The sequence below is a fragment of the Psychrobacter sp. 28M-43 genome (assembly GCF_014770435.1).
GTDB lineage: Bacteria > Pseudomonadota > Gammaproteobacteria > Pseudomonadales > Moraxellaceae > Psychrobacter.
In genome coordinates, this window is sequence record NZ_CP061739.1 from 3,042,218 (window position 1) to 3,064,282 (window position 22,065).

Here is a 22,065-nt window from a genome sequence, read left to right on the forward strand (position 1 = left end):
GTAGTGGTGGAGCCAAACGGAGTCGAACCGTTGACCTCCTGCGTGCAAGGCAGGCGCTCTACCAACTGAGCTATGGCCCCATTGTAAAATGGTGGGTCTAGGTGGACTTGAACCACCGACCCCCGCGTTATCAACACGGTGCTCTAACCAGCTGAGCTACAGACCCTAATACGTTTGTTAAAAACGTAAGCTTAAACTAAAGAACAACTTGTTGTGAATTCTTGCTGACCGAATGCGTCTATAAGGAGGTGATCCAGCCGCAGGTTCCCCTACGGCTACCTTGTTACGACTTCACCCCAGTCATCAACCACACCGTGGTGAACGCCTCCCCGAAGGTTAAGCTATCCACTTCTGGTGCAATCAACTCCCATGGTGTGACGGGCGGTGTGTACAAGGCCCGGGAACGTATTCACCGCGGCATTCTGATCCGCGATTACTAGCGATTCCTACTTCATGGAGTCGAGTTGCAGACTCCAATCTGGACTACGATAGGCTTTTTGAGATTCGCATCACATCGCTGTGTAGCTGCCCTCTGTACCTACCATTGTAGCACGTGTGTAGCCCTGGTCGTAAGGGCCATGATGACTTGACGTCGTCCCCGCCTTCCTCCAGTTTGTCACTGGCAGTATCCTTAGAGTTCCCGGCTTAACCCGCTGGTAACTAAGGACAAGGGTTGCGCTCGTTGCGGGACTTAACCCAACATCTCACGACACGAGCTGACGACAGCCATGCAGCACCTGTATTCTAATTCCCGAAGGCACTCCCGCATCTCTGCAGGATTCTAGATATGTCAAGACCAGGTAAGGTTCTTCGCGTTGCATCGAATTAAACCACATGCTCCACCGCTTGTGCGGGCCCCCGTCAATTCATTTGAGTTTTAACCTTGCGGCCGTACTCCCCAGGCGGTCTACTTATTGCGTTAGCTGCGTCACTAAGTCCTCAAGGGACCCAACGACTAGTAGACATCGTTTACGGCGTGGACTACCAGGGTATCTAATCCTGTTTGCTACCCACGCTTTCGAGCCTCAGTGTCAGTATGATGCCAGGAAGCTGCCTTCGCCATCGGTATTCCTTCAGATCTCTACGCATTTCACCGCTACACCTGAAATTCTACTTCCCTCTCACCTACTCTAGCCTAACAGTTTCAGATGCAGTTCCCAGGTTAAGCCCGGGGATTTCACATCTGACTTATCAAGCCACCTACGCTCGCTTTACGCCCAGTAATTCCGATTAACGCTTGCACCCTCTGTATTACCGCGGCTGCTGGCACAGAGTTAGCCGGTGCTTATTCTGCAGCTAATGTCATCGTCTCCGGGTATTAACCGAAGAGTCTTCTTCACTGCTTAAAGTGCTTTACAACCAAAAGGCCTTCTTCACACACGCGGCATGGCTGGATCAGGGTTTCCCCCATTGTCCAATATTCCCCACTGCTGCCTCCCGTAGGAGTCCGGGCCGTGTCTCAGTCCCGGTGTGGCTGATCATCCTCTCAGACCAGCTACAGATCGTCGCCATGGTAGGCCTTTACCCCACCATCTAGCTAATCCGACTTAGGCTCATCTAATAGCGAGAGCAGTAAACTGCCCCCTTTCTCCCGTAGGTCGTATGCGGTATTAATACGAGTTTCCCCGTGCTATCCCCCACTACTAGGTAGATTCCTAAGTATTACTCACCCGTCCGCCGCTCGACGCCTGGTAGCAAGCTACCATCGTTTCCGCTCGACTTGCATGTGTTAAGCCTGCCGCCAGCGTTCAATCTGAGCCATGATCAAACTCTTCAGTTTAATCTTGCTATGAAGCTCTTTAAAGAAGCTTCTAAACTTGGCTCATCTAATCTGGCAAAATCGCTAAAAATTATGTTCGTAATGAATTAACTTTGAGTTTTTCTGCTGTCTTAAATGATAATTTTTATAGTTAATAATCTTCCCGAAAAGAAAAGATAGTCAACTTTATTTTTTAGCATTCTGAATCAGCAAAAATCCACACAAGTTGTTCTTTAGTTATGCTTTTAAATAATGTCTGACACTGTCGTCCAGTGCTAGTATTTCAAACTAAACAAGTCAGCCAATGTGGCTTATCCTATTTAGCGAGCTGACCATCATATCATGTTTTAATAGTCTGTCAACTTCTTTTTTTAATTTGTTTCAACAAGTTAACTGGGTTATTAATGTGTAATCTACACACTAGCTACTTCCAGCTCGTCTTGATGAGGTGCGTATTATAGACGGTTTAACTTTTGTGTCAACCCGTTTTATTAATGTTTTTAATCTTATTTTAGGAGATGAATAAATCTGTATTTTTTTCAATAGGTTATGAATTCGATGTTATTTATTTTCTTAAATACTAGTGTGCAATACCATTTAGTTCATCAGTTTCCATTAAAGACAAGCTTTATCTAATCCTCATAACTGGACTTATTCATCTTGATATTCTTACATATTTCTCTTAAGCAGATGATCTATGATGTTTTTGAATGTTGATATTCATATAACTAGCACTATATAGAAGCTAAGTTATTCGGGGTTATATGATGCTTTCAATATATTGTCCTATATAGTTCAGTATTTGATACTACCTTTATCATAAGATATGGCTCTTATATTAGTCGTCGCGCAATCCCTTGATATCTAGTGTTGATAGACGGTTTTTGCTATAATAGGTATTTTGCTGCATTACTTATATATGTTGGCTGTTGTATTATTCATATAGCGAAATGTATTTTGCTGTAATGCTATTGATTAACTGGCTTTAAGCCTTACATCAGCTCTAGCTTATATAGTCATAGTAAGACTCTAGGTAATGCGTCCCTCTCACAACATATCACGATGATTAGATATAATTGATGTGGTCTCACGGTTATATGATTGATGGTTGCAATCATCACTGCCAACGGACCCAATAATAGGCGAATAGATTATGGTAGCGATTACTTTACCCGATGGTAGTGTAAAAGACTTTGAAGGTCATACAACAGTCATGGAAGTGGCGCAAAGTATTGGGACAGGACTCGCTAAAGCGACGGTTGCTGGACGTGTGAATGGTCATCTGGTAGATGCACATGATCCTATCATCGCTGATGCCAATGTTGAAATCGTAACGCCAAAAGATGACGACGGTGTCGATATTATCCGTCACTCATGTGCTCACCTATTAGGTCATGCTGTTAAGCAGTTATATCCTGATGTGAAGATGGTCATCGGTCCTGTCATTGATGATGGTTTTTATTACGATATCTTTAGTGAAACGCCATTTACGCCTGAGCATATGGAAGCCATTGAAAAACGCATGATGGAGCTGATCAAGCAAGATTATGACGTTATCAAAAAAATGACGCCACGTGCCGAAGCGATTGAGATATTTGAATCACGTAATGAAGACTATAAACTAAAGCTTATTAATGATATGCCAGGTGAAGAAGCCTTTGGTCTGTATCATCACCAAGAATATGTCGATATGTGCCGTGGCCCGCATGTGCCAAACACACGCTTTTTGAAAGTCTTTAAACTGACCAAAATGTCAGGTGCTTACTGGCGCGGCGATGCGAAAAACGAGCAGTTGCAGCGTATCTATGGTACTGCGTGGGCTGATAAGAAACAGTTAAAAGCTTATATCCAGCGTATTGAAGAAGCAGAAAAACGTGACCATCGCAAAATTGGTAAAGCGCTGAACCTATTTCATATGCAAGAGCAAGCGCCAGGTATGGTGTTCTGGCATGCTAATGGTTGGACGATTTATCAAGTACTTGAGCAGTATATGCGCAAAGTACAATATGATAACGGCTACGAAGAGATTAAGACGCCTCAAATCGTTGATCGTAGTTTGTGGGAGCGCTCAGGACATTGGGGCAACTACGCAACCAATATGTTCACGACTTCTAGTGAAAACCGTGATTATGCAGTAAAACCGATGAACTGCCCTTGTCACGTGCAAGTGTTTAACCAAGGTCTAAAGTCTTACCGTGACTTACCACTGCGTATGGCTGAGTTTGGCTCTTGTCATCGTAATGAGCCATCAGGTTCATTGCATGGTTTGATGCGTGTGCGTGGCTTTACTCAAGATGACGCGCATATCTTCTGTACGCAGGCACAGATTCAACAAGAAGTTGCTGATTTTATTAAGCTAACGCTTGCCGTCTATGAAGATTTTGGCTTTGATAACATTATCATGAAGCTCTCTACCCGCCCTGAAAAACGCGTTGGTAGTGATGAGTCTTGGGACTTTGCAGAAAAAGCGCTAGCAGATGCGCTTGATAGCTCAGGGCTAGACTGGGATTACTTACCTGGCGAAGGTGCATTCTATGGTCCAAAGATTGAGTTCAGTCTAAAGGATTCATTAGGACGTGTATGGCAGTGCGGTACCATTCAGGTCGATCCAAACATGCCTGAACGACTAGATGCTGAGTTCGTCAATGAGCAAAACGATCGTGAAGTACCTATTATGTTGCACCGTGCAATCTTAGGTTCGTTTGAGCGTTTCATCGGTATTTTGATCGAAAACTACGCAGGTTGGATGCCAGTATGGCTAGCACCGCAGCAAGTTGTAGTCATGAACATCACTGATAAACAAGCTGATGTATGTGAAAACGTGGTTAGCGAGCTTAAAAATGCAGGTTTGCGCGCTATTAGCGACTTGCGTAACGAAAAGATTGGATTTAAGATACGAGAGAAAACATTAGAACGTATTCCCTATATGCTAGTATTAGGGGATAAAGAAGTCGAATCGGGCAGTGTTAACGTCCGAACTCGCGAAGGTGAGAACCTTGGCGTGATGAGTGTTTCTGAATTTATCACATTAGTACAGACCGCTGTCAGTAAAAAAGGCCGACAGACCCCAAAAACAGATGAGGAGTAATACCTATTAAACAGTCCAACCGTTTGAACATCAACGAAGATATCAATGTCAAAGAAGTCCGTCTCGTTAAAGAAGATGGCGAGCAAATGGGCGTGGTTGATATCGCAACCGCGATGAAAGCGGCACGTGATGAAAATCTAGATTTGGTTGAATTAGTTCCTGAAGCTAAGCCGCCAGTGTGTAAGATCATGGATTATAAGCATTTCCTCTATGATCAAAAGCAAAAGGCTAAAGAAGCTAAGAAAAACCAAAAGCAGACTCAGCTTAAAGAGATGAAGCTACGTCCTAGTACCGAAGAGGCCGATTATCAGGTTAAACTGAGAAAAATCGTGAGCTTCTTGGAAGATCAAGACAAAGTTAAAATTAGCATCCGTTTCCGCGGACGTGAAATGGCGCACCAAGATATCGGTCGCAAACAACTTGATCGTATCATTGAAGATACTGCTGATATCTCAAACGTCGAACAGTACCCTAAGATGGAAGGTCGTCAGATGGGTATGCTGCTTGGACCCACTAAGAAAAAGTAATCTGTCTATTGGATTGCTTTGAGTGGTGGCTGTTAGTCTATATAGCTATTTATAACTCTAACCATCAATATGCTGCGGGATATTGATGGTTTTTTATTATTTGGACTCAAAAACTGCTGTAATGAACGCAGCTATATTGAACATAAATAGCCTAGCATCATTGACTGACGCTATTTTACAAAATCCACCTTCTCAACTTTCTGATTACACGGTAATCTAAAGGTCTAGTTATATTTACTAGTTAGTATTTAGCAGTAACTAATGATCATTTGATAAAAATTAATACGAGCTAAAGACAAACCTATAAATGTATAAAAGCTAAGTGTATAAATAAAAACAATGTATATCACGACTGTCAGAGTCGTTGACAAAAAACACTTCCCTTCTCCGATATCAGAGGATATTTCATGCAAGAATTGACGCCACCAGAAAACGCTACAACTCCCAGTATTTCTCTCACAGCGCCTGAACCTGTCAAAGAAATACAGAAAAGTGAAGCAGATCAGATGGTCAAATTGGATGAAAGCCAAATTCCTGAGCTCGATGCCAAGGTTGATGCTTTTGTTGATCATGTGCTTACCAACTCTGTGCATAGCGATGAGTTTCGACAGAATGTGCAGTCTATTCATAATCTAGGTACCAAAGAGATTCGTGAATCTGCACAAGTATCTAACCGAATGTTAGATTTGCCCGCAAAAAGTCTGAATGACAGCTTATTCGACAACTCTCCTATTGCTAAATCGCTAACGGAACTACGTGGTATTGTTGAAGACTTAGATCCGAGCAAAAAGGAGCTTACCAGCTCACGCAAGCTGTTCGGTCTCATTCCATTCGGCAACAAAGTACAAGATTATTTCCGTCAGTATGAGTCAGCGCAGTCGCACATCAATGCGGTCGTTACCAGTCTCTATAATGGTAAAGATGAATTGCTCAAAGACAATGCGATGATTGAGCAAGAAAAAGTCAATATGTGGGAGCTGATGCAGTCTATTCGTCAATATGTCTACGTTGGCAAAAAGATTGATGAGCAACTTGAGCAAAAGGTCTATGCGATAGAAGCAACAGATCCAGAAAAAGCTCGCATCATTAAAGAAGAGATGTTGTTTTATGTCCGTCAAAAAAACACTGATTTTTTAACTCAGTTAGCAGTGAATGTACAAGGCTATTTGGCGCTTGATACTATTCGCCGTAATAACTTAGAGCTGATCAAAGGGGTCGATCGCGCAACCACGACTACTGTGTCTGCATTACGCACGGCTGTTGTCGTCGCACAAGCAATGACCAATCAAAAATTGGTACTAGATCAAATCACTGCATTGAATAAAACCACCAGTAGTTTGATTGAATCAACTTCAGCGATGCTTAAACGTCAGTCAGGTGAGATTCATGAGCAGGCGACTAGCAGTAGCATTGAGCTTGATAAACTGCAAAATGCCTTCAATAATGTCTATGACACTATGGATATGATTAGTAATTACAAAATTGAAGCGCTAGAGAATATGAAGCAAACGGTCAATACACTTACCACTGAAGTAGATAAAGCACAAAAATACTTGGATAAATCAAATCAGACTACGGTATTAGAAGTCTCAAAAGAGTTGGATAGTAAAAAAATCACTAACCAATCTAGCAATGTCGATATTGATATTTGATTTATCCCTATAGCGGTCGCTAGAAAACTGACCGCTTCCTGCTACCGAATACACATAAGACAATTGACGCAAGATATTGCAACGTCGTTCGTGTTAAGATAGCCACTATTAATAATTTTAAAAATAGATACGGTAATTTATGAGTTGGAATGATCCAAACGCCTCAAGTGAGGCAAAAAAATATGACAACCCGATTCCTAGTCGTGAGCTGATACTAAGCACGATTAATGAACATGGGGAGGTCACGCATCAACAATTGGCAAAAGCTTTTAACATTGATGATCCTGATCAGTTTGATGCTTTGGGCAATCGCCTAAAAGCAATGGCGCGTGATGGCCAAGTGAATCGTGATGGTCGTCCTTATCGCTATCGCACAGTGACCAAGCAAGATATCGTCTCAGGTACAGTCTCTGCCCATCCAAAAGGTTTTGGATTTGTGGTGCTAAGTGATATGCCAGATTTGTTTTTACATGAAAAACAAATGCGCTGGGTATTCAATGGCGACACGGTAGCAGCCGTCGGCACTTCGACAGACAATCGTGGACGTACTGAAGGGCGTATCGTTGATGTTGTCGAACGTCGTCAAAACAACTTTATTGGTACACTTGCTCGCGATGAAGACGGCTATTGTGTTGAGCTTGGTAGCCCGAACAATCATCAACCTATTACGGTTACTGATGACAATGTTCAGGCTCTAAATATCAAGCAAGGTGCTCCTGTCAAAGTCGATATCATTGACTGGCCAAACCAGCATGAATTTGCCACTGGTAAAATCACTGAAGTGCTGTCTGATGATAATGACCGTGAATTGATTATTGAGACTACCCTGCTCAACTATGATATTCCATCAGATTTTAGCGAAGCTGCGCTCAAACAAGCTGATGACTATCAAGAGCCAACTGAGAAAGACATAAAAGGTCGTACAGACATACGTCATCTACCGCTTGTCACTATCGATGGCGAAGATGCTCGTGACTTTGACGATGCTGTATTTGCTGAAAAGCGTTCTGGTGGTAACTACCGTGTCGTGGTTGCGATTGCGGATGTCAGCTATTATGTGACACCGAATTCACCACTTGACCAAGATGCCTATGAGCGTGGTACTTCGGTATACTTCCCGCATCGTGTGATTCCGATGTTGCCTGAAGTGCTATCTAACGGTCTATGTTCATTGAACCCTAATTTAGATCGCTTATGTATGGTTGCTGATATCAAGATATCGCGCGCCGGTAAAGTGACTGGATATGAGTTCTATCCGTCAGTGATGCACTCACAAGCCCGTCTCACCTATAATCAAGTAAATGATTATCTTGTGAACCCGAATGATAAGAGATTACCTAAATCACTAACAGGTAATAAAGAAGTTAAAAAATCTGTTGATACGTTACATCAATTGTATGAGCTACTGCTTAAGAAGCGTGAAGAACGTCATGCAATGGAATTTGAAACGGTTGAGACGTATATCAAGTTCAACGAAAAAGGCGGAATCGAAGCGATTTTACCGCGCACTCGTGGTGACTCTCAGAAGCTTATCGAAGAATGTATGCTGCTTGCCAATACTTGTGCGGCAAACTTCGCGCTTAAGCATGAGTTACCAGTTTTGTATCGTAACCATGATAAGCCTGATAATGAGAAGTCGATGCGTATTCATGAATATGCGAAAAACTTTGGCTTACCATTCCCAGAAGAAAATCCAACTCAAGCGGATTATCAGCGCATTATCGAAGCGACTAAAGATAGACCAGATGCCATCAGTATTCATAGCATGCTACTGCGTTCAATGATGCAAGCAAACTATGCACCTGACAATATTGGTCACTTTGGTTTAGCATATGACGAATATAGCCACTTTACCTCGCCGATTCGCCGTTATCCAGATTTGATGCTGCATCGCGCGATTAAGGCAAAAGTCACCAACAGCCAACAACCTGTTATGGACTTTTCTCTTGAAGGTGCTGGTACACAAACATCAGATACAGAACGCCGTGCAGAAAAAGCATCACGTTATGTAGAGTCTTGGCTCAAGTGTCACTATATGACCGATCATGTCGGTGAAGAGTTCGAAGGCGTTGTGACTACGGTTACTAGCTTTGGTCTATTTGTCACACTGACTGACTTATATATCGATGGTTTGGTTCATATTTCAAACGTTGGCGATGACTTTTTTGTCTACGATGAGCAGCAGCAGCAGCTTATCGGTAAAGATAAAGGCACGCTATTTGGACTGGGCGATTCGGTTAAAGTGAAGGTTGCGGGTGTCAATATGGATCTGCTACAAATTGACTTTGATTTGAAGGCTAAATTGCAATCTAGTGCAATGAACCAAAGCAAAAAAGGTCAACCGAAGAAAGAGCAGCCTAAGAAAGCCCCAGCGAAAAGAAGCAGCAACCGCAGAGGCGCTGCCAAAAAAAGCTAAGCTTAGACTGATACTTAGATACTGGTGTTGTAACACAATAAAAAAGGCTAACGTGATCGTTAGCCTTTTTTATGCTATGTACTTTTCAATCATCAATGATATAGCTATTTATTGTGCCTATTGCGCATCGTCCAATTGCTCTACACGGTCTTGCTCGGCTTGCTGTGCTTGATCAATTTTGCTAGTAGCACTATCTACGATCGCTTTCGGCTGTTGACTAAGTGGCTGGCTAGTAATATCTGTATCAGAGGTAGCTACTGTAGAATCAGGCTGTTCAGCCGCTACACTACTGGTTGCAATCTCTCTATTTTGTTCGCGACTATTGCCATTGATAATGTTAAAGCCAAGCAATGCCACAATACCAATTATTGCAAAGATAATAACGTGTTTCATTTCCATAAAAAGCCCCGTATTTGAATAACCACCAAATATAGATTCTGTTGCACTTTTTATGCCTAAATCTTATTTAACGTCTAGTACCTATTCTTGTGGACTATTATTATTCAATAAATCAGTCTCATCTGAGCTTTGAGCAATCTCTTGCTCAACCTTTTCCATCAGCTTATCGTCAGGACGGGCGTCGAGAACCTCATTAGCACTGCGACCTTGTAAAATGGTTTTGGCTCGAGCCTTGGCTTGTTTTTTATCTTGGTCATCCGTATGACTCTCGTTGACCTGATTTGTTTCAGCAGGTTTAGGGATAGTCGGCGTAATCGTCATATCAGATTGAATATTATTAGCATTGCTGACACTGCTTTGCATGTGCTCAAAGGCTTTTTCTAACTTATTGTTGAAGCGCAAACGATAGATAGGCTCAGGTAAGCTAAAGCCTTTATCTTCTAGTGCGTGCTTGGTCTCACGAATGGCGATACTGCGTGCTTTAGCAAAGTCAGTCTCTGATTGGTCTACCCAAACCTGAAATTCCAAAACAATATTAGAATCACCCACATTGGTAATAACCGCAATCGCTTTGGGCTCGTCCAAGACAAACGCCAGCGTATGTATCGCATCCAATCCGACTTTGATTGCTGCTAATGGATCATCATTGGCATCAACGCCCAATTCAAAGGTAAATCGGCGCTCAGGGTTTTTGGTGTAATTTAGAATGGTACCTTTAAAGACTTCAGCATTAGGAATACGTAACTGATTACCATCTAATGTCATCAGTATCGTCGCGCGCGAGGTCAAACGAACCACGATGCCCTCTTGCCCATTAATTACGATATGGTCACGAGCACGAAAAGGTTGGCGAATACTCAGCATTAGTGAAGCGATATAATTCTCAATGGTATCTTTGACTGCGAAACCAACCGCAATACCAATGACACCTGCACCACCAAGCAATGTACCTAAAATAGTCTCTGCACCTATCAGACTTAGCCCTAGAATCAGACCAAAGATAATAAAGATGACTTTGACCGTTTGTGACAGCAGCTCAGCGACAAAAGGATTAGGAGTCAGACGTTGCCACATCTTTTTGCGATTAGATAACCAACTGCCAAACCATGCTACCAAGGCAAATATAACGATGCCGACCAATAGTAGTGGTAGCGCCTTCACTAGATTGGTCACCTGCGCTTTTAGACCTTGATAGACCGTTGAGACATTCTCTTGAACATCTAGCGTGCGGTTAATTCTGTCTTCTACAGTGACGACATCTGTTAGTCGGTTGGTTAAGTTAATCGCTTGCTGTGCTTTTTTTTCGTTGGCTGTTTCTCCCGTTAGGGTAACGACCCCTTGGGTGACACTAACATTGACGGCTTGTAAGCCTTCGATTTCAGAGAAGATACCGCTGATACGTTGACGAATATCGTTGTCTTTTTGTGGTGTGGGTGTGGTCTCGATTTGAGCATTATTAGTGCTTTCACCACTGATTACTGGCGGTGGATCAGGCGTTGGCAATGAGCTGGCAGGTTCTGTGGTTTCACCTGTTGATGCTTCATTTTCTGATGTGGCAGAATTATCGTTAGATACACTTGCCTCTGTCGTCTCTACACCTTCAGCTGTCTCTATACCTAGTGCTGCTGAGATACCAGAAATTTCTTCACTGGCAGCATGCGCTGAGAACGTAAAAAGGATGCTTAGTAGCAACACTATTTGACCCCACGCTTTTATAAAACTGCGTATTATTGGACGGTCAATATAAGTGGCCATAAGCATCCTTTATTTTTTACGGATTTTTCTCGCTTAGCTGATTGCTGATGATTAGCTGCCTGATTTTATTTAGCTATCTAAATAGAGCTGTGCTTCGCTCAAGTTCAGCGTGCCTTCGTAGATAGCGCGACCAGTGATGATACCTTCGATACAATCACCATACGGCTTTAACAGCTCGATATCTTTCATATCGGTAACGCCACCCGATGCAATCACAGGTAATCCGCCTTCACGCGCCAGATTAACGGTTTGTTCGACGTTGACGCCTTGCATCATGCCATCACGGGCGATGTCAGTATAAACGATTGATGACACGCCGACGTCTGCAAAGCGCTTAGCAAGTTCGGTCGCTTTGGTGTCTGTCACGTTTGCCCAGCCATGAGTGGCTACCATACCGTCTTTGGCGTCGATACCGACGATGATATGTCCTGCAAATTCGCGGCAAGCTTCCGCGACAAAATCAGGATCTTCAACAGCTTTTGTACCGATAATGATATACGTCAAACCTGCGGTAATATACTGCTCGATAGTGTTCATGTTACGTACACCACCACCCAATTGAATAGGCAGGTTCGGATAGGCTTTGGTGATATCATTGACCACTTGTCTATGTACTGGCACGCCATCAAAAGCACCATTCAAATCGACCAAATGCAAGCGACGCGCACCTTCATCTACCCAACGTGCTGCCATGGCAACTGGGTCATCAGAGAATACCGTATCATCTTCCATACGGCCTTGTTTTAAACGTACACACTTACCATCTTTTAAATCAATAGCCGGGATAATGACAGGCACAGCACACATATAGCATTCCTTATAAAGCACAAGATTGGCAATAAATTTAGTAAATTAAAATTTTGAGAATGAAACGTTATTGAAGCGTCAAATAACGAGAGAAAACGCTGCTTAAAAGTAGCATAAATTATGGACAGATCGAAAACCAAGACATCGCTAAGTTAGCAATCTGTTTGAATACAAATAAGAAAGACAGAAACTAGACAATCATAACCATAAGTTTTAATACGTAGAATCACTACCAACAATCGTTAAATTCTATTACTGACTGGCAATTTTAGGTCAATTTAGCGTATAATCCTAGGTAAATTTTTATTTGTTTCTATGTGATAGTAACCATGTGTTACGCTTTTTGTTGAGTTGTTACAACTCACTAGTACAGCATGGTGATCAGGATGGATCGAGCAATCGTTCAATACGCCAATAAAATATTGGCCAAGAAATTGCTAAAAAGGACTATCTGAAAAAATCTCAACCAATAGTCTCTAAACCATCGATTCTGCGGTATTTAACCTTAATTAGATGTCTTGCAAGTCCCTATCACTAGCTAACTATATTAAAACTGTTACGATTGAAACTATAGCAGCTTATAATAAGCGAGGTTTGCTTATCAGTTGCTTAGCTAGTTTGTCTTTTAACCAGTATATCATCTACCTTAATAGATCGTTATTTGGCCACACTCTTATTCTATCGAATATCTTTAAACGGTATTCGTAAACGAGAGATGGTCAAACATGCTGGTGTTACAAGTTTTAAATTTCAATGAAACGTGTGATAAAGCCATTTGTATTTAAACCAGTCTCTTTTAGCCATGTGCTGTAGCGATTGATTTCGATGAAACGGTTTTAGCATACACCTTGGTAGCCAGTCGCCACTTTGGTAATTCGAATAAGACATTAACGTGTTGTTAAGGAGTCTAAGGTCAGCGTTAATACTCTTACTAGTAGTTATGATCATGTATTGTCTTCACAGAGCTTTCATCCCTATTTCACTATAAAGGAAATAGACGATTGAAGGCTTTGTTGAGTGATACAAACGTTCATGCTACCGATATACCAAACAGGACGTCTGGTATCGTTTTAGACTATGGACTAAGTTTTCGCTTATGATTACCATCAAAAAAGGTTTGGATTTGCCCATCACTGGTGAACCCTCCCGCGAGATATCTGAGCACCAACCGACACATGTAGCACTTGTTGGCTATGATTACGTGGGCATGAAGCCCACTATGAATGTCAAAGAAGGTGACATTGTAGCCAAAGGTCAGCCCGTTTATGAAGACAAAAAACGTGTTGGCGTGATCTACACTGCCCCTGCTGCCGGTAAGGTCGTCGCTGTTAAACGTGGCGAACGTCGAGTGTTTGAGAGTCTTGTGATTGCGGTCGACCCAAATGGTGAAGAAGTAGACTTTGAGCGCTATGACTCACAGCAGCTTGCTGACCTAGACTCTGAAGTCGTTGAAACCCAACTGATTGCCTCTGGCGAATGGACGGCGTTCCGTACGCGTCCTTATAGCCGCGCACCCGAAATCGGCGCTCGTCCACATGCTATCTTTGTCACAGCAATGGATACTAATCCACTTGCCTTTGACCCGATGCTTGTGATCAATGAGCAGCTACAAGCGTTCAATGATGGACTTGCTGTATTATCTACGCTTAGTCCAAAGACCTTTGTCTGCCATCATGGCGATACCCAACTGACGCCAGTTACAAAAACTGCAGCGAATAACGTCACTGAGTATCATGGTTTTGCTGGTAAGCATCCTGCTGGTCTTGCTGGTACGCACATTCACTTTTTGCATCCTATTAGCCGCGGTGTAACCGTATGGACGATTGGTTATCAAGACGTGATTGCAATCGGTAAATTGTTCACGACAGGTCGTCTATATACGCGCCGCATGGTGAGCTTAGCAGGTCCTGCTGTCACTAACCCGCAGTTGGTTATGACTGAGCGCGGTGCTGATATCACTGCATTGACCAAAGGTAAGCTGGCTGCTGGCGAGAACCGTATCATTTCAGGTTCAGTATTGTCTGGTCGCAAAGTGTTTGAAAACATCGCCTATCTAGGTCGTTTTCACAATCAGATCAGCGTATTGACTGAAGGCCGTGAGCGTCCTGCGTTCCACTTCTTTACTCCAGGTAAAAACCGCTTCTCAAAACTGCCTATCTATATTTCGCAGTTTTTTGGTGGCAAAAAATACGACTTTACTACGACCAGTAACGGCTCACCACGAGCGATGGTACCAATCGGTGTCTATGAAGAAGTCATGCCACAAGATTACCTACCAACTCAATTACTACGTGCATTGATCGTCGAAGACATCATTAGCGCCGTAGATTTGGGTGTGCTTGAACTGGACGAAGAAGATTTGGCACTATGCACCTTTGTATCTCCTGGCAAATATGAATTCGGTGATATTTTGCGTGATAACTTAACGCGCATTGAGCTGGAGGGCTAACCACGATGAAATTTTTACACAATATGTTCGATCGTATGGAGCCATCTTTCACCAAAGGCGGCAAACACGAAAAGTACTACGCTATTTTTGAGATGTTTGATACGTTCTTACGTCAACCAAGCTCAACCACATATGCGTCATCGCATGTACGTGACGGGATTGACCTAAAACGTATTATGATTACTGTATGGCTATGTACCTTCCCAGCAATGTTTTGGGGTATGTACAACATCGGTCATCAAGCACTAACCGCTATCGCTCAGCTTGGCTTGCAGCCTGAAGGCTGGCGTACTGTGATCACTAGCATGGCAGGCTATAACCCAGATAGTATCTGGGCAAGTTTCGTCTATGGTGCGATGCAGTTTTTGCCTATTTATATCGTGACGTTTGCGGTAGGTATTCTCTGTGAGATTATCTTTGCTGTCGTCCGTGGACACGAAGTTAACGAAGGTTTCTTTGTGACTTCAGTTCTATTTGCATTATGTCTACCACCTGATATTCCTTTATGGCAAGTTGCCCTAGGTATTATCTTCGGTGTAGTCGTCGCAAAAGAAGTGTTCGGTGGTACTGGTAAAAACTTCCTTAACCCTGCCCTATCGGGTCGTGCATTCTTATACTTTGCTTATCCAGCCTATATGTCTGGTGACTCAGTATGGACAGCAGTAGATGGTTTCTCAGGTGCAACCCCTCTTGGCCTTGCAGCCCTTGGTGTGGTTCCTCAGGACTTCGTCGATGTCTATGGTAATGCCATCACGTGGAGTGATGCATTCTTAGGTAACATGCAAGGTAGTATCGGTGAAGTATCGACGCTAGCTATCCTAATGGGTGCTGCAGTGTTGCTATGGACGCGTATTGCTTCTTGGCGCATTATGGCAGGTTGTGTGGTCGGTCTGATTGCGACGTCTCTTGTATTCAACATGATTGGCTCTGAAGACAATACGATGATGAGCTTGCCGTTCTACTGGCACTTGGTTATCGGTGGCTTTGCTTTCGGTGCTGTATTTATGGCAACCGACCCAGTATCAGCTGCGCATACAAACAAAGGCCGCTGGGCTTACGGTATCTTGATTGGTTTTATGACCGTATTGATTCGCGTCATCAACCCTGCTTTCCCAGAAGGCATCATGCTGGCCATTCTATTCGCCAACTTATTTGCTCCATTGTTTGATTACTTTGTGACTCAAGCAAATATCAAACGCCAAACCGCTCGGAGGGTTCGCTATGTCCAAGCCCAAAAGTAATAACGCGAAAACCATCAGTGTGGCTTTGACGCTATGCTTGGTGTGTTCAGTGTTGGTCTCAGCAGTGGCTGTTGGTCTAAAGCCTGCGCAAGTCGAAAACGCACGTTTAGACCGCAACAAAAACATCTTAGTTGCGGCTGATATGTATGACGCTGAGTCTGATACAGCAGATGATGTCGCCGAACGTTTTAAAGACTTTGAAGTAAAAATCATTGATCTAAACGAAGGTACTTATCTCGATGATGATGCGCTAAAAACTGCTGGCATCCCTGATCGTAATGCTTATGACGCCAGTCAAGCGACAAAAAACCAAGCTCTAAGTGAAGACTTGGGTGACAACGATCCTGCTGGTATTGGTCGTAAGCCAAAATATGCCAAGGTCTATGTTAAAAATGATGACGCCGGTCAACCAGAAACGGTTGTATTGCCAATTCAGGGCTACGGTCTATGGGGCACTATCTATGGTTTCTTAACGCTCGAAAGTGATATGAATACCATCAAAGGTATCAGTTTCTATGAGCATAAAGAAACCCCAGGTCTTGGCGCTCGTATCGAAGAGCCAGAATGGCGTGCAAAGTGGAGCGGTATCGAGTCTTATGACGAGAATGGTAACGTTGCCACTGGTGTAACCAAAGCTGGTAACCCAAAAGAAAACTGGGTTGATGGCATCAGCGGTGCAACATTGACTAGCCGTGGAGTCAGCAACATGATTCAGTTTTGGTTAGGCGAGCAAGGTTATAAGCCTTATCTAGATACGCTACGCGAAAAGAGCGGCCAAACGGTTGAAGGTGCAAACACGCAAGCAAGTCAATCAAAGCTGGCAGCTCAACCTAAAACCGAATTGGCAGCCAAGCTACCAGTAGCAAACGGCAAGGAGGCATAACATGGCTGACACTAAAAGCATTTTAACCACGCCTATCTTTGATAATAACCCTATTGCCCTACAGATCCTTGGTATCTGTTCGGCATTGGCTGTCACCACCAGCATGGCTAACGCTATGGTCATGTGTGTGGCATTGACCTTAGTAACGGCATTTTCAAGCTTCTTTATCTCGATTATCCGTAAGCAGATTCCATCAAGCATTCGTATCATCGTACAGATGACGATTATTGCTTCGTTGGTTATCTTGGTTGATCAGGTACTAAAAGCAGTTGCTTATGACGTCAGTAAAGGTTTGTCAGTTTTCGTTGGTTTGATCATCACGAACTGTATCGTTATGGGCCGTGCTGAAGCATTTGCTATGAGCAACCCACCAATCCCAAGCTTTTTAGATGGTATTGGTAACGGTCTTGGTTACTCAGCAGTATTGCTATTCGTCGCAACTATCCGTGAGCTATTGGGCGCTGGTACTTGGTTCGGTATTACGATTCTACAGCCAGTCACTGATGGCGGTTGGTACATACCAAACGGTTTATTATTGTTACCACCATCAGCGTTCTTTATCATTGGTTTGTTCATCGCTGTTGTCCGTATCTGGAAACCAGAACAAGTTGAAGAAGCTGAGTTTGTAATGAAGCCGCAATCTAAAGGCATGGCACATGGAGGCGGTCACTAATGGGACATTATGTTAGTTTATTTATAACCTCAGTCTTTATTGAGAACATGGCGCTTGCCTACTTTTTAGGCATGTGTACTTTTTTGGCCGTATCCAAAAAAGTCTCTACAGCGATTGGTCTAGGTGTTGCGGTTGTTGTCGTGATGGCAATTACCGTTCCACTAAACAATTTACTATTCCAGTTCATCCTAAAAGATGGTGCGCTGGCATGGGCAGGGTTCCCTGATATCGACTTGAGCTTCTTAGGATTGCTAAGTTATATCGGTTTGATTGCAGCCACCGTACAGATCCTAGAGATGTTCTTGGACAAGTTTGTACCGAGTCTATATAACGCACTTGGGGTATTCTTACCGCTAATCACCGTAAACTGTGCCATCTTAGGTGGTGTACTATTTATGGTTGAGCGTGACTATAACTTTGGTGAATCTGTTGTCTATGGTGTGGGTGCAGGCTTCGGTTGGGCACTTGCTATTACAGCATTGGCGGGTATCCGTGAAAAGCTAAAATACTCAGATATTCCAGCACCGCTGCGTGGTCTTGGTATTACTTTTATCACGGTTGGTCTTATGTCGCTCGGCTTTATGTCGTTCGGTGGTATGTCCATCTAAACCGCTAAGCTCAAAGCTTTCATTAGCTATTTGACTTATTTAATTCATTTATTCGGTAGAGGTTTGGGTACAGCATAGATTATGCCCCCTCACCCCTACCCCATAGATTAAGGATACCTACCATGGATTACGCTACGGCGATTGGTGGCGTTGCTATGTTTACCTTGATCATCATGGGCCTCGTCGCTATTATTTTAGCGGCGCGCTCAAGACTGGTCAGTTCAGGCGATGTCACTATCCATATTAATGATAATCCCGATAATGATGTGGTGACACCAGCTGGCGGCAAACTACTACAAACGCTAGCGGGCGAAGGTATATTTTTATCTTCAGCTTGTGGTGGTGGTGGTACTTGTGCGCAGTGTCGTTGCCGCGTTATTGAAGGTGGTGGTTCTATTTTGCCCACCGAAGAAGGCTATTTTACCCAAGGTGAAATCCGCAATCACATGCGCTTAGCTTGTCAGGTAGCTGTTAAGCAAGACATGAAAATTGAGATTGATCCTGAGTTCTTTGATGTACAGAAATGGGAATGTGAAGTTATCTCTAACGATAACGTTGCCACTTTCATTAAAGAGCTGGTACTAAAAATTCCAGAAGGCGAAGAAGTAAACTTCCGTGCTGGTGGTTATGTACAGTTGGAAGCGCCACCGCATGAAGTGCACTACAAAGACTTTGTGGTTGATGAAGAATATAGAGAAGACTGGGAAAAATTCGGTATCTTCAACTATGTCTCAAAAGTTGATGAGCCAGTTATTCGTGCTTACTCAATGGCTAACTATCCTGAAGAGAAAGGCCTCATCAAATTTAACATCCGTATCGCAAGTCCACCGCCACGTGGTCCTGACGGTATTCCACCAGGCAAAATGTCTTCATGGGTATTTAGCTTAGTACCTGGTGACAAAGTGACAGTTTCAGGTCCTTACGGTGAGTTCTTTGCCAAGAAGACCGAAGCTGAAATGATCTTTGTTGGTGGTGGTGCTGGTATGGCCCCAATGCGCTCGCATATCTTTGATCAGCTCAAACGCTTGAACACTGATCGTAAAATTAGCTTCTGGTATGGTGCTCGTTCTATTCGTGAGATGTTCTACGTTGAAGACTATGATCAGCTAGAAGAAGAGTTCGATAACTTTGAGTGGCATGTTGCACTGTCTGACCCATTACCAGAAGATAACTGGGAAGGTCCAACAGGCTTTATCCATAACGTATTGCTCGAAAACTATCTGAAAGATCATCCAAACCCAGAAGACTGTGAATATTACATGTGTGGGCCACCGATGATGAACGCTGCCGTCATCGACATGCTACACAGCATGGGCGTGGAAGACGAAAACATCATGCTTGATGATTTCGGTGGTTAAGTTAGATACTTAATCTAGCAGCACAAATCTAAGAATAAAAAAGAGTCTCAATTGAGGCTCTTTTTTTTTGCGATTTTTACACATAACTGTGTCTTTGTAGGCTACAAATCTAGCTAGTAGAGTCGCTTTATTATCCTATATCATGGACTATCTAAACATTGAGAAAGGACTCTTATGAAAACGAAATACAAAGATCTAACCATTTGGATTACAGGTGCTTCTAGTGGTATTGGACAAGCATTAGCCGTTGCCTTCGCCAAACGCGGAGCTAGGATTATTCTAAGTGGACGTGACAGTGATAAGTTGGAGGTGGTCAAAAATAGCTGCAAACGCGCTAACAAGCATATCGTTGTTCCTTTTGATATCAGTGATGCCAATCAAACCAAAGAAGCTTATGACACTGCTAAAGCTCAGGCGGGGAAAATCGACTGGCTTATCAATAACGCTGGTATCAGCCAACGCTCACTCATCATGGACACGGCTGAAGAGGTTGAGCGTCAAATCATGGAAATAGATTACTTTGCTCAGACGCGTCTTACTAGACTTGCATTGCCTGACATGATTGCACAAGGCGGCGGCAAAGTCGTGATGGTCTCGAGTGTGGCCGGCCTATTGGGTACACAATATCGCGGTGCTTATGGGGCAGCCAAGGCAGCGCTGCATATGTGGGCAAACAGTTTGAGAGCTGAGCTACATGACCAAGGTATCGAAGTAGCCACGATATTCCCCGGGTTTATCCAGACTAATATCTCTATCAATGCGTTGACTGGCGACGGTAGCGCACAAGGTACGATGGATGAGGCAACCAATAATGGTCTGACTGCGACTGAGTTTGCCAAACAAGTCGTGAAGGCGCTCACCAAGGGAGAGGAATATATCATCGTCGCTGGTCGTAAAGAAAAACTGGCCACACGGGTCAACCGCGTCTCTCCGCCAAAACTCTATAAACTCATACGTGAGTCACAAGTGAAATAAGCTACTTAACCGAACGAATTGTCGCTGAATGGTGCCTACATTGGTATTTTTGGGTTCAAGGGGTGTAAAATAAGCGTGGCTTGTTTTACACCCTACTCATTTCTACGCCATACCGAAAATATTATGAAAAACACTATATCTAGCTCATCTTCTAAAAAACCTCTGCACCTTACCTTAGTAGGCGTCGTCGGCCTTGCTAGTACTTTAGGACTCAGCGCTTGCCAGCAAACCCCAGACTATAATTATCTGATCGGTGAGACGATGGGGACGAGCTACCATATTAGCTATCAGTTGCCTGATGATGCAGACGAAGCTGCCATACAAGCTGCGGTAGACGAGCGCCTAAAACAAATTAACGATAGCATGTCTACTTATCAAAACGACTCGACTATATCTACATTCAATCGTTTGGGCAAAGACAAACCTATCACCATCGATGCGGATTTTAGTCGTGTGCTAGATGTTTCGCAAATTGTCTATCAGCAATCAGGCGGTGCTTTTGACCCTACTGTTATGCCACTCGTAAACACCTGGGGCTTTGGGAGTACCATGACAGTCGAGCGCCTACAAAGTCCACCGACTGCCGTTGAGATTGCGCAAGCCAAAGCGTTGGTCGATTTTGAGAGCATCATAAAGAAAGACGACACCATCTATAAAACCAAAGACGGCGTTGGTTTAGATTTTTCTGCTGTTGCCAAAGGTTATGGCGTCGATGTCATCGCTGATGTGTTGAGAGATGATTATCAAATTCGTAACTATATGGTTGAGATTGGCGGTGAAATTGCCACCTCTGGTGTCAATAATCAGCAGCAGCCATGGCAAATTGCGATTGATGCCCCTATTGAAGGCAGTACTGTCAGCGAACGTCAGACCATATCTGCTATTCGCCAACCAAAAAATACGGCTAGTCAAATGCATCTAGCGACCTCTGGTAACTATCGTAATTCTGTCATATTCGATGGCAAACGCTATAGCCATACTATCGACCCGACAACGGGCAATCCCATTGCAGGTGGTGCACCTTCAGTCACTGTCGCAGCTGACTCTGTCGCGTTGGCAGATGCATGGGCAACCGCTCTTACCGCGATGCCTTATCACAAAGCACTAGATGTCGCTAAAACACAAAATCTAGCAGCCATGTTTGTGGTACTAGCTGACGATGTAAAAGCAAAGGGTTCTGACGATATGTCTAACGAAGCTGCTGACGATAACATTGACGATTGGCAAGTGGTACAGACACCAGCGATGAAGGCGTTACGTGCTGATAAAAAGCTATAAACGTTCTCCAAACTATAGATGGCACACTCTAGAAGTCACTGGTAAGTGATAGATGTGAAACAAGAGAATACGTTAACGCACAACGAGCCACACTAAAATTTGCTATACTATTATACAGTTGTTATTAACGGTGCTTAGCTGTCATTGACTTAGGTAACACCACTAATAACTGCCCTACTTTTTAAAATGAGGTTTCC

The 22,065-nt window shown here is 43.5% G+C and carries 15 protein-coding genes, 2 tRNA genes and 1 rRNA gene; 12 read left to right on the forward strand and 6 right to left on the reverse strand.

The genetic code is table 11. The features are described 5' to 3' along the window. Positions 1-4 precede the first annotated feature (4 nt). From IEE84_RS12750 to IEE84_RS12760, 3 genes are all read right to left on the reverse strand, one after another. Positions 5-80 (reverse strand) — tRNA-Ala (locus IEE84_RS12750). Between the two features lie 9 nt (positions 81-89). Beyond that, positions 90-166: transfer RNA gene (locus IEE84_RS12755), tRNA-Ile, on the reverse strand. A 75-nt stretch (positions 167-241) separates the two neighbouring features. Beyond that, positions 242-1,780 (reverse strand): 16S ribosomal RNA (locus IEE84_RS12760). A gap of 1,132 nt (positions 1,781-2,912) precedes the next feature. Between IEE84_RS12760 and thrS the strand changes: the two genes are divergently transcribed. The 4 genes from thrS (at position 2,913) to rnr (ending at position 9,442) form a co-directional block, all read left to right on the forward strand. Continuing rightward, positions 2,913-4,847: a threonine--tRNA ligase gene (thrS, locus tag IEE84_RS12765; RefSeq protein ID WP_191114409.1), complete on the forward strand. Its 1,935-nt coding sequence runs from the start codon at positions 2,913-2,915 to the stop codon at positions 4,845-4,847. A gap of 23 nt (positions 4,848-4,870) precedes the next feature. Then, a complete protein-coding gene (gene infC / locus IEE84_RS12770; protein WP_057762155.1) occupies positions 4,871-5,374 on the forward strand; it encodes a translation initiation factor IF-3 in 504 nt (167 codons plus the stop codon). Positions 5,375-5,781: 407 nt separating this feature from the next. Beyond that, a complete protein-coding gene (locus IEE84_RS12775; protein ID WP_057762157.1) occupies positions 5,782-7,026 on the forward strand; it encodes a toxic anion resistance protein in 1,245 nt (414 codons plus the stop codon). Positions 7,027-7,165: 139 nt separating this feature from the next. Beyond that, positions 7,166-9,442, forward strand: coding sequence for a ribonuclease R (gene rnr / locus IEE84_RS12780; protein ID WP_191114410.1), 2,277 nt, complete (start codon positions 7,166-7,168; stop codon positions 9,440-9,442). Between the two features lie 117 nt (positions 9,443-9,559). Here the strand turns inward: rnr and IEE84_RS12785 are convergent, their stop codons facing one another. The 3 genes from IEE84_RS12785 to hisA form a co-directional block, all read right to left on the reverse strand. Beyond that, positions 9,560-9,841 carry a hypothetical protein gene (locus IEE84_RS12785; protein WP_191114411.1) on the reverse strand — a complete coding sequence of 94 codons (282 nt, stop codon included), beginning with the start codon at positions 9,839-9,841 and terminating at the stop codon, positions 9,560-9,562. 81 nt (positions 9,842-9,922) lie between these two features. Beyond that, the gene (locus tag IEE84_RS12790; protein ID WP_191114412.1) at positions 9,923-11,596 is read right to left on the reverse strand and encodes a mechanosensitive ion channel domain-containing protein; all 1,674 of its coding nucleotides are present in this window, start codon (positions 11,594-11,596) and stop codon (positions 9,923-9,925) included. Between the two features lie 69 nt (positions 11,597-11,665). Beyond that, positions 11,666-12,403, reverse strand: a complete 738-nt coding sequence (hisA, locus tag IEE84_RS12795) for a 1-(5-phosphoribosyl)-5-[(5-phosphoribosylamino)methylideneamino]imidazole-4-carboxamide isomerase (RefSeq protein WP_102091064.1) — start codon at positions 12,401-12,403, stop codon at positions 11,666-11,668. 1,096 nt (positions 12,404-13,499) lie between these two features. Between hisA and IEE84_RS12800 the strand changes: the two genes are divergently transcribed. The 8 genes from IEE84_RS12800 (at position 13,500) to IEE84_RS12835 (ending at position 21,868) form a co-directional block, all read left to right on the forward strand. Further along, complete coding sequence (locus IEE84_RS12800; RefSeq protein ID WP_191114413.1) at positions 13,500-14,852, forward strand: Na(+)-translocating NADH-quinone reductase subunit A; 1,353 nt, start codon at positions 13,500-13,502, stop codon at positions 14,850-14,852. Positions 14,853-14,857: 5 nt separating this feature from the next. After that, positions 14,858-16,093 carry an NADH:ubiquinone reductase (Na(+)-transporting) subunit B gene (locus tag IEE84_RS12805; RefSeq protein ID WP_191114414.1) on the forward strand — a complete coding sequence of 412 codons (1,236 nt, stop codon included), beginning with the start codon at positions 14,858-14,860 and terminating at the stop codon, positions 16,091-16,093. Then, positions 16,074-16,976, forward strand: coding sequence for a Na(+)-translocating NADH-quinone reductase subunit C (locus IEE84_RS12810; protein ID WP_191114415.1), 903 nt, complete (start codon positions 16,074-16,076; stop codon positions 16,974-16,976). Before IEE84_RS12805 ends, IEE84_RS12810 begins: the two co-directional genes overlap by 20 nt. 1 nt (position 16,977) lies before the next feature. Further along, entirely contained in the window at positions 16,978-17,649 is a 672-nt protein-coding gene (locus tag IEE84_RS12815) for an NADH:ubiquinone reductase (Na(+)-transporting) subunit D (protein WP_057762168.1), read from the forward strand. After that, positions 17,649-18,257, forward strand: a complete 609-nt coding sequence (gene nqrE / locus IEE84_RS12820) for an NADH:ubiquinone reductase (Na(+)-transporting) subunit E (RefSeq protein ID WP_011281361.1) — start codon at positions 17,649-17,651, stop codon at positions 18,255-18,257. The genes IEE84_RS12815 and nqrE overlap by 1 nt, the downstream gene beginning before the upstream one ends. A gap of 122 nt (positions 18,258-18,379) precedes the next feature. Continuing rightward, positions 18,380-19,615 carry an NADH:ubiquinone reductase (Na(+)-transporting) subunit F gene (nqrF, locus tag IEE84_RS12825; RefSeq protein ID WP_102078341.1) on the forward strand — a complete coding sequence of 412 codons (1,236 nt, stop codon included), beginning with the start codon at positions 18,380-18,382 and terminating at the stop codon, positions 19,613-19,615. A 174-nt stretch (positions 19,616-19,789) separates the two neighbouring features. Continuing rightward, positions 19,790-20,590: an SDR family oxidoreductase gene (locus IEE84_RS12830; protein WP_191114416.1), complete on the forward strand. Its 801-nt coding sequence runs from the start codon at positions 19,790-19,792 to the stop codon at positions 20,588-20,590. A 123-nt stretch (positions 20,591-20,713) separates the two neighbouring features. Beyond that, positions 20,714-21,868: an FAD:protein FMN transferase gene (locus IEE84_RS12835; RefSeq protein ID WP_191114417.1), complete on the forward strand. Its 1,155-nt coding sequence runs from the start codon at positions 20,714-20,716 to the stop codon at positions 21,866-21,868. Positions 21,869-22,065 lie beyond the last annotated feature (197 nt).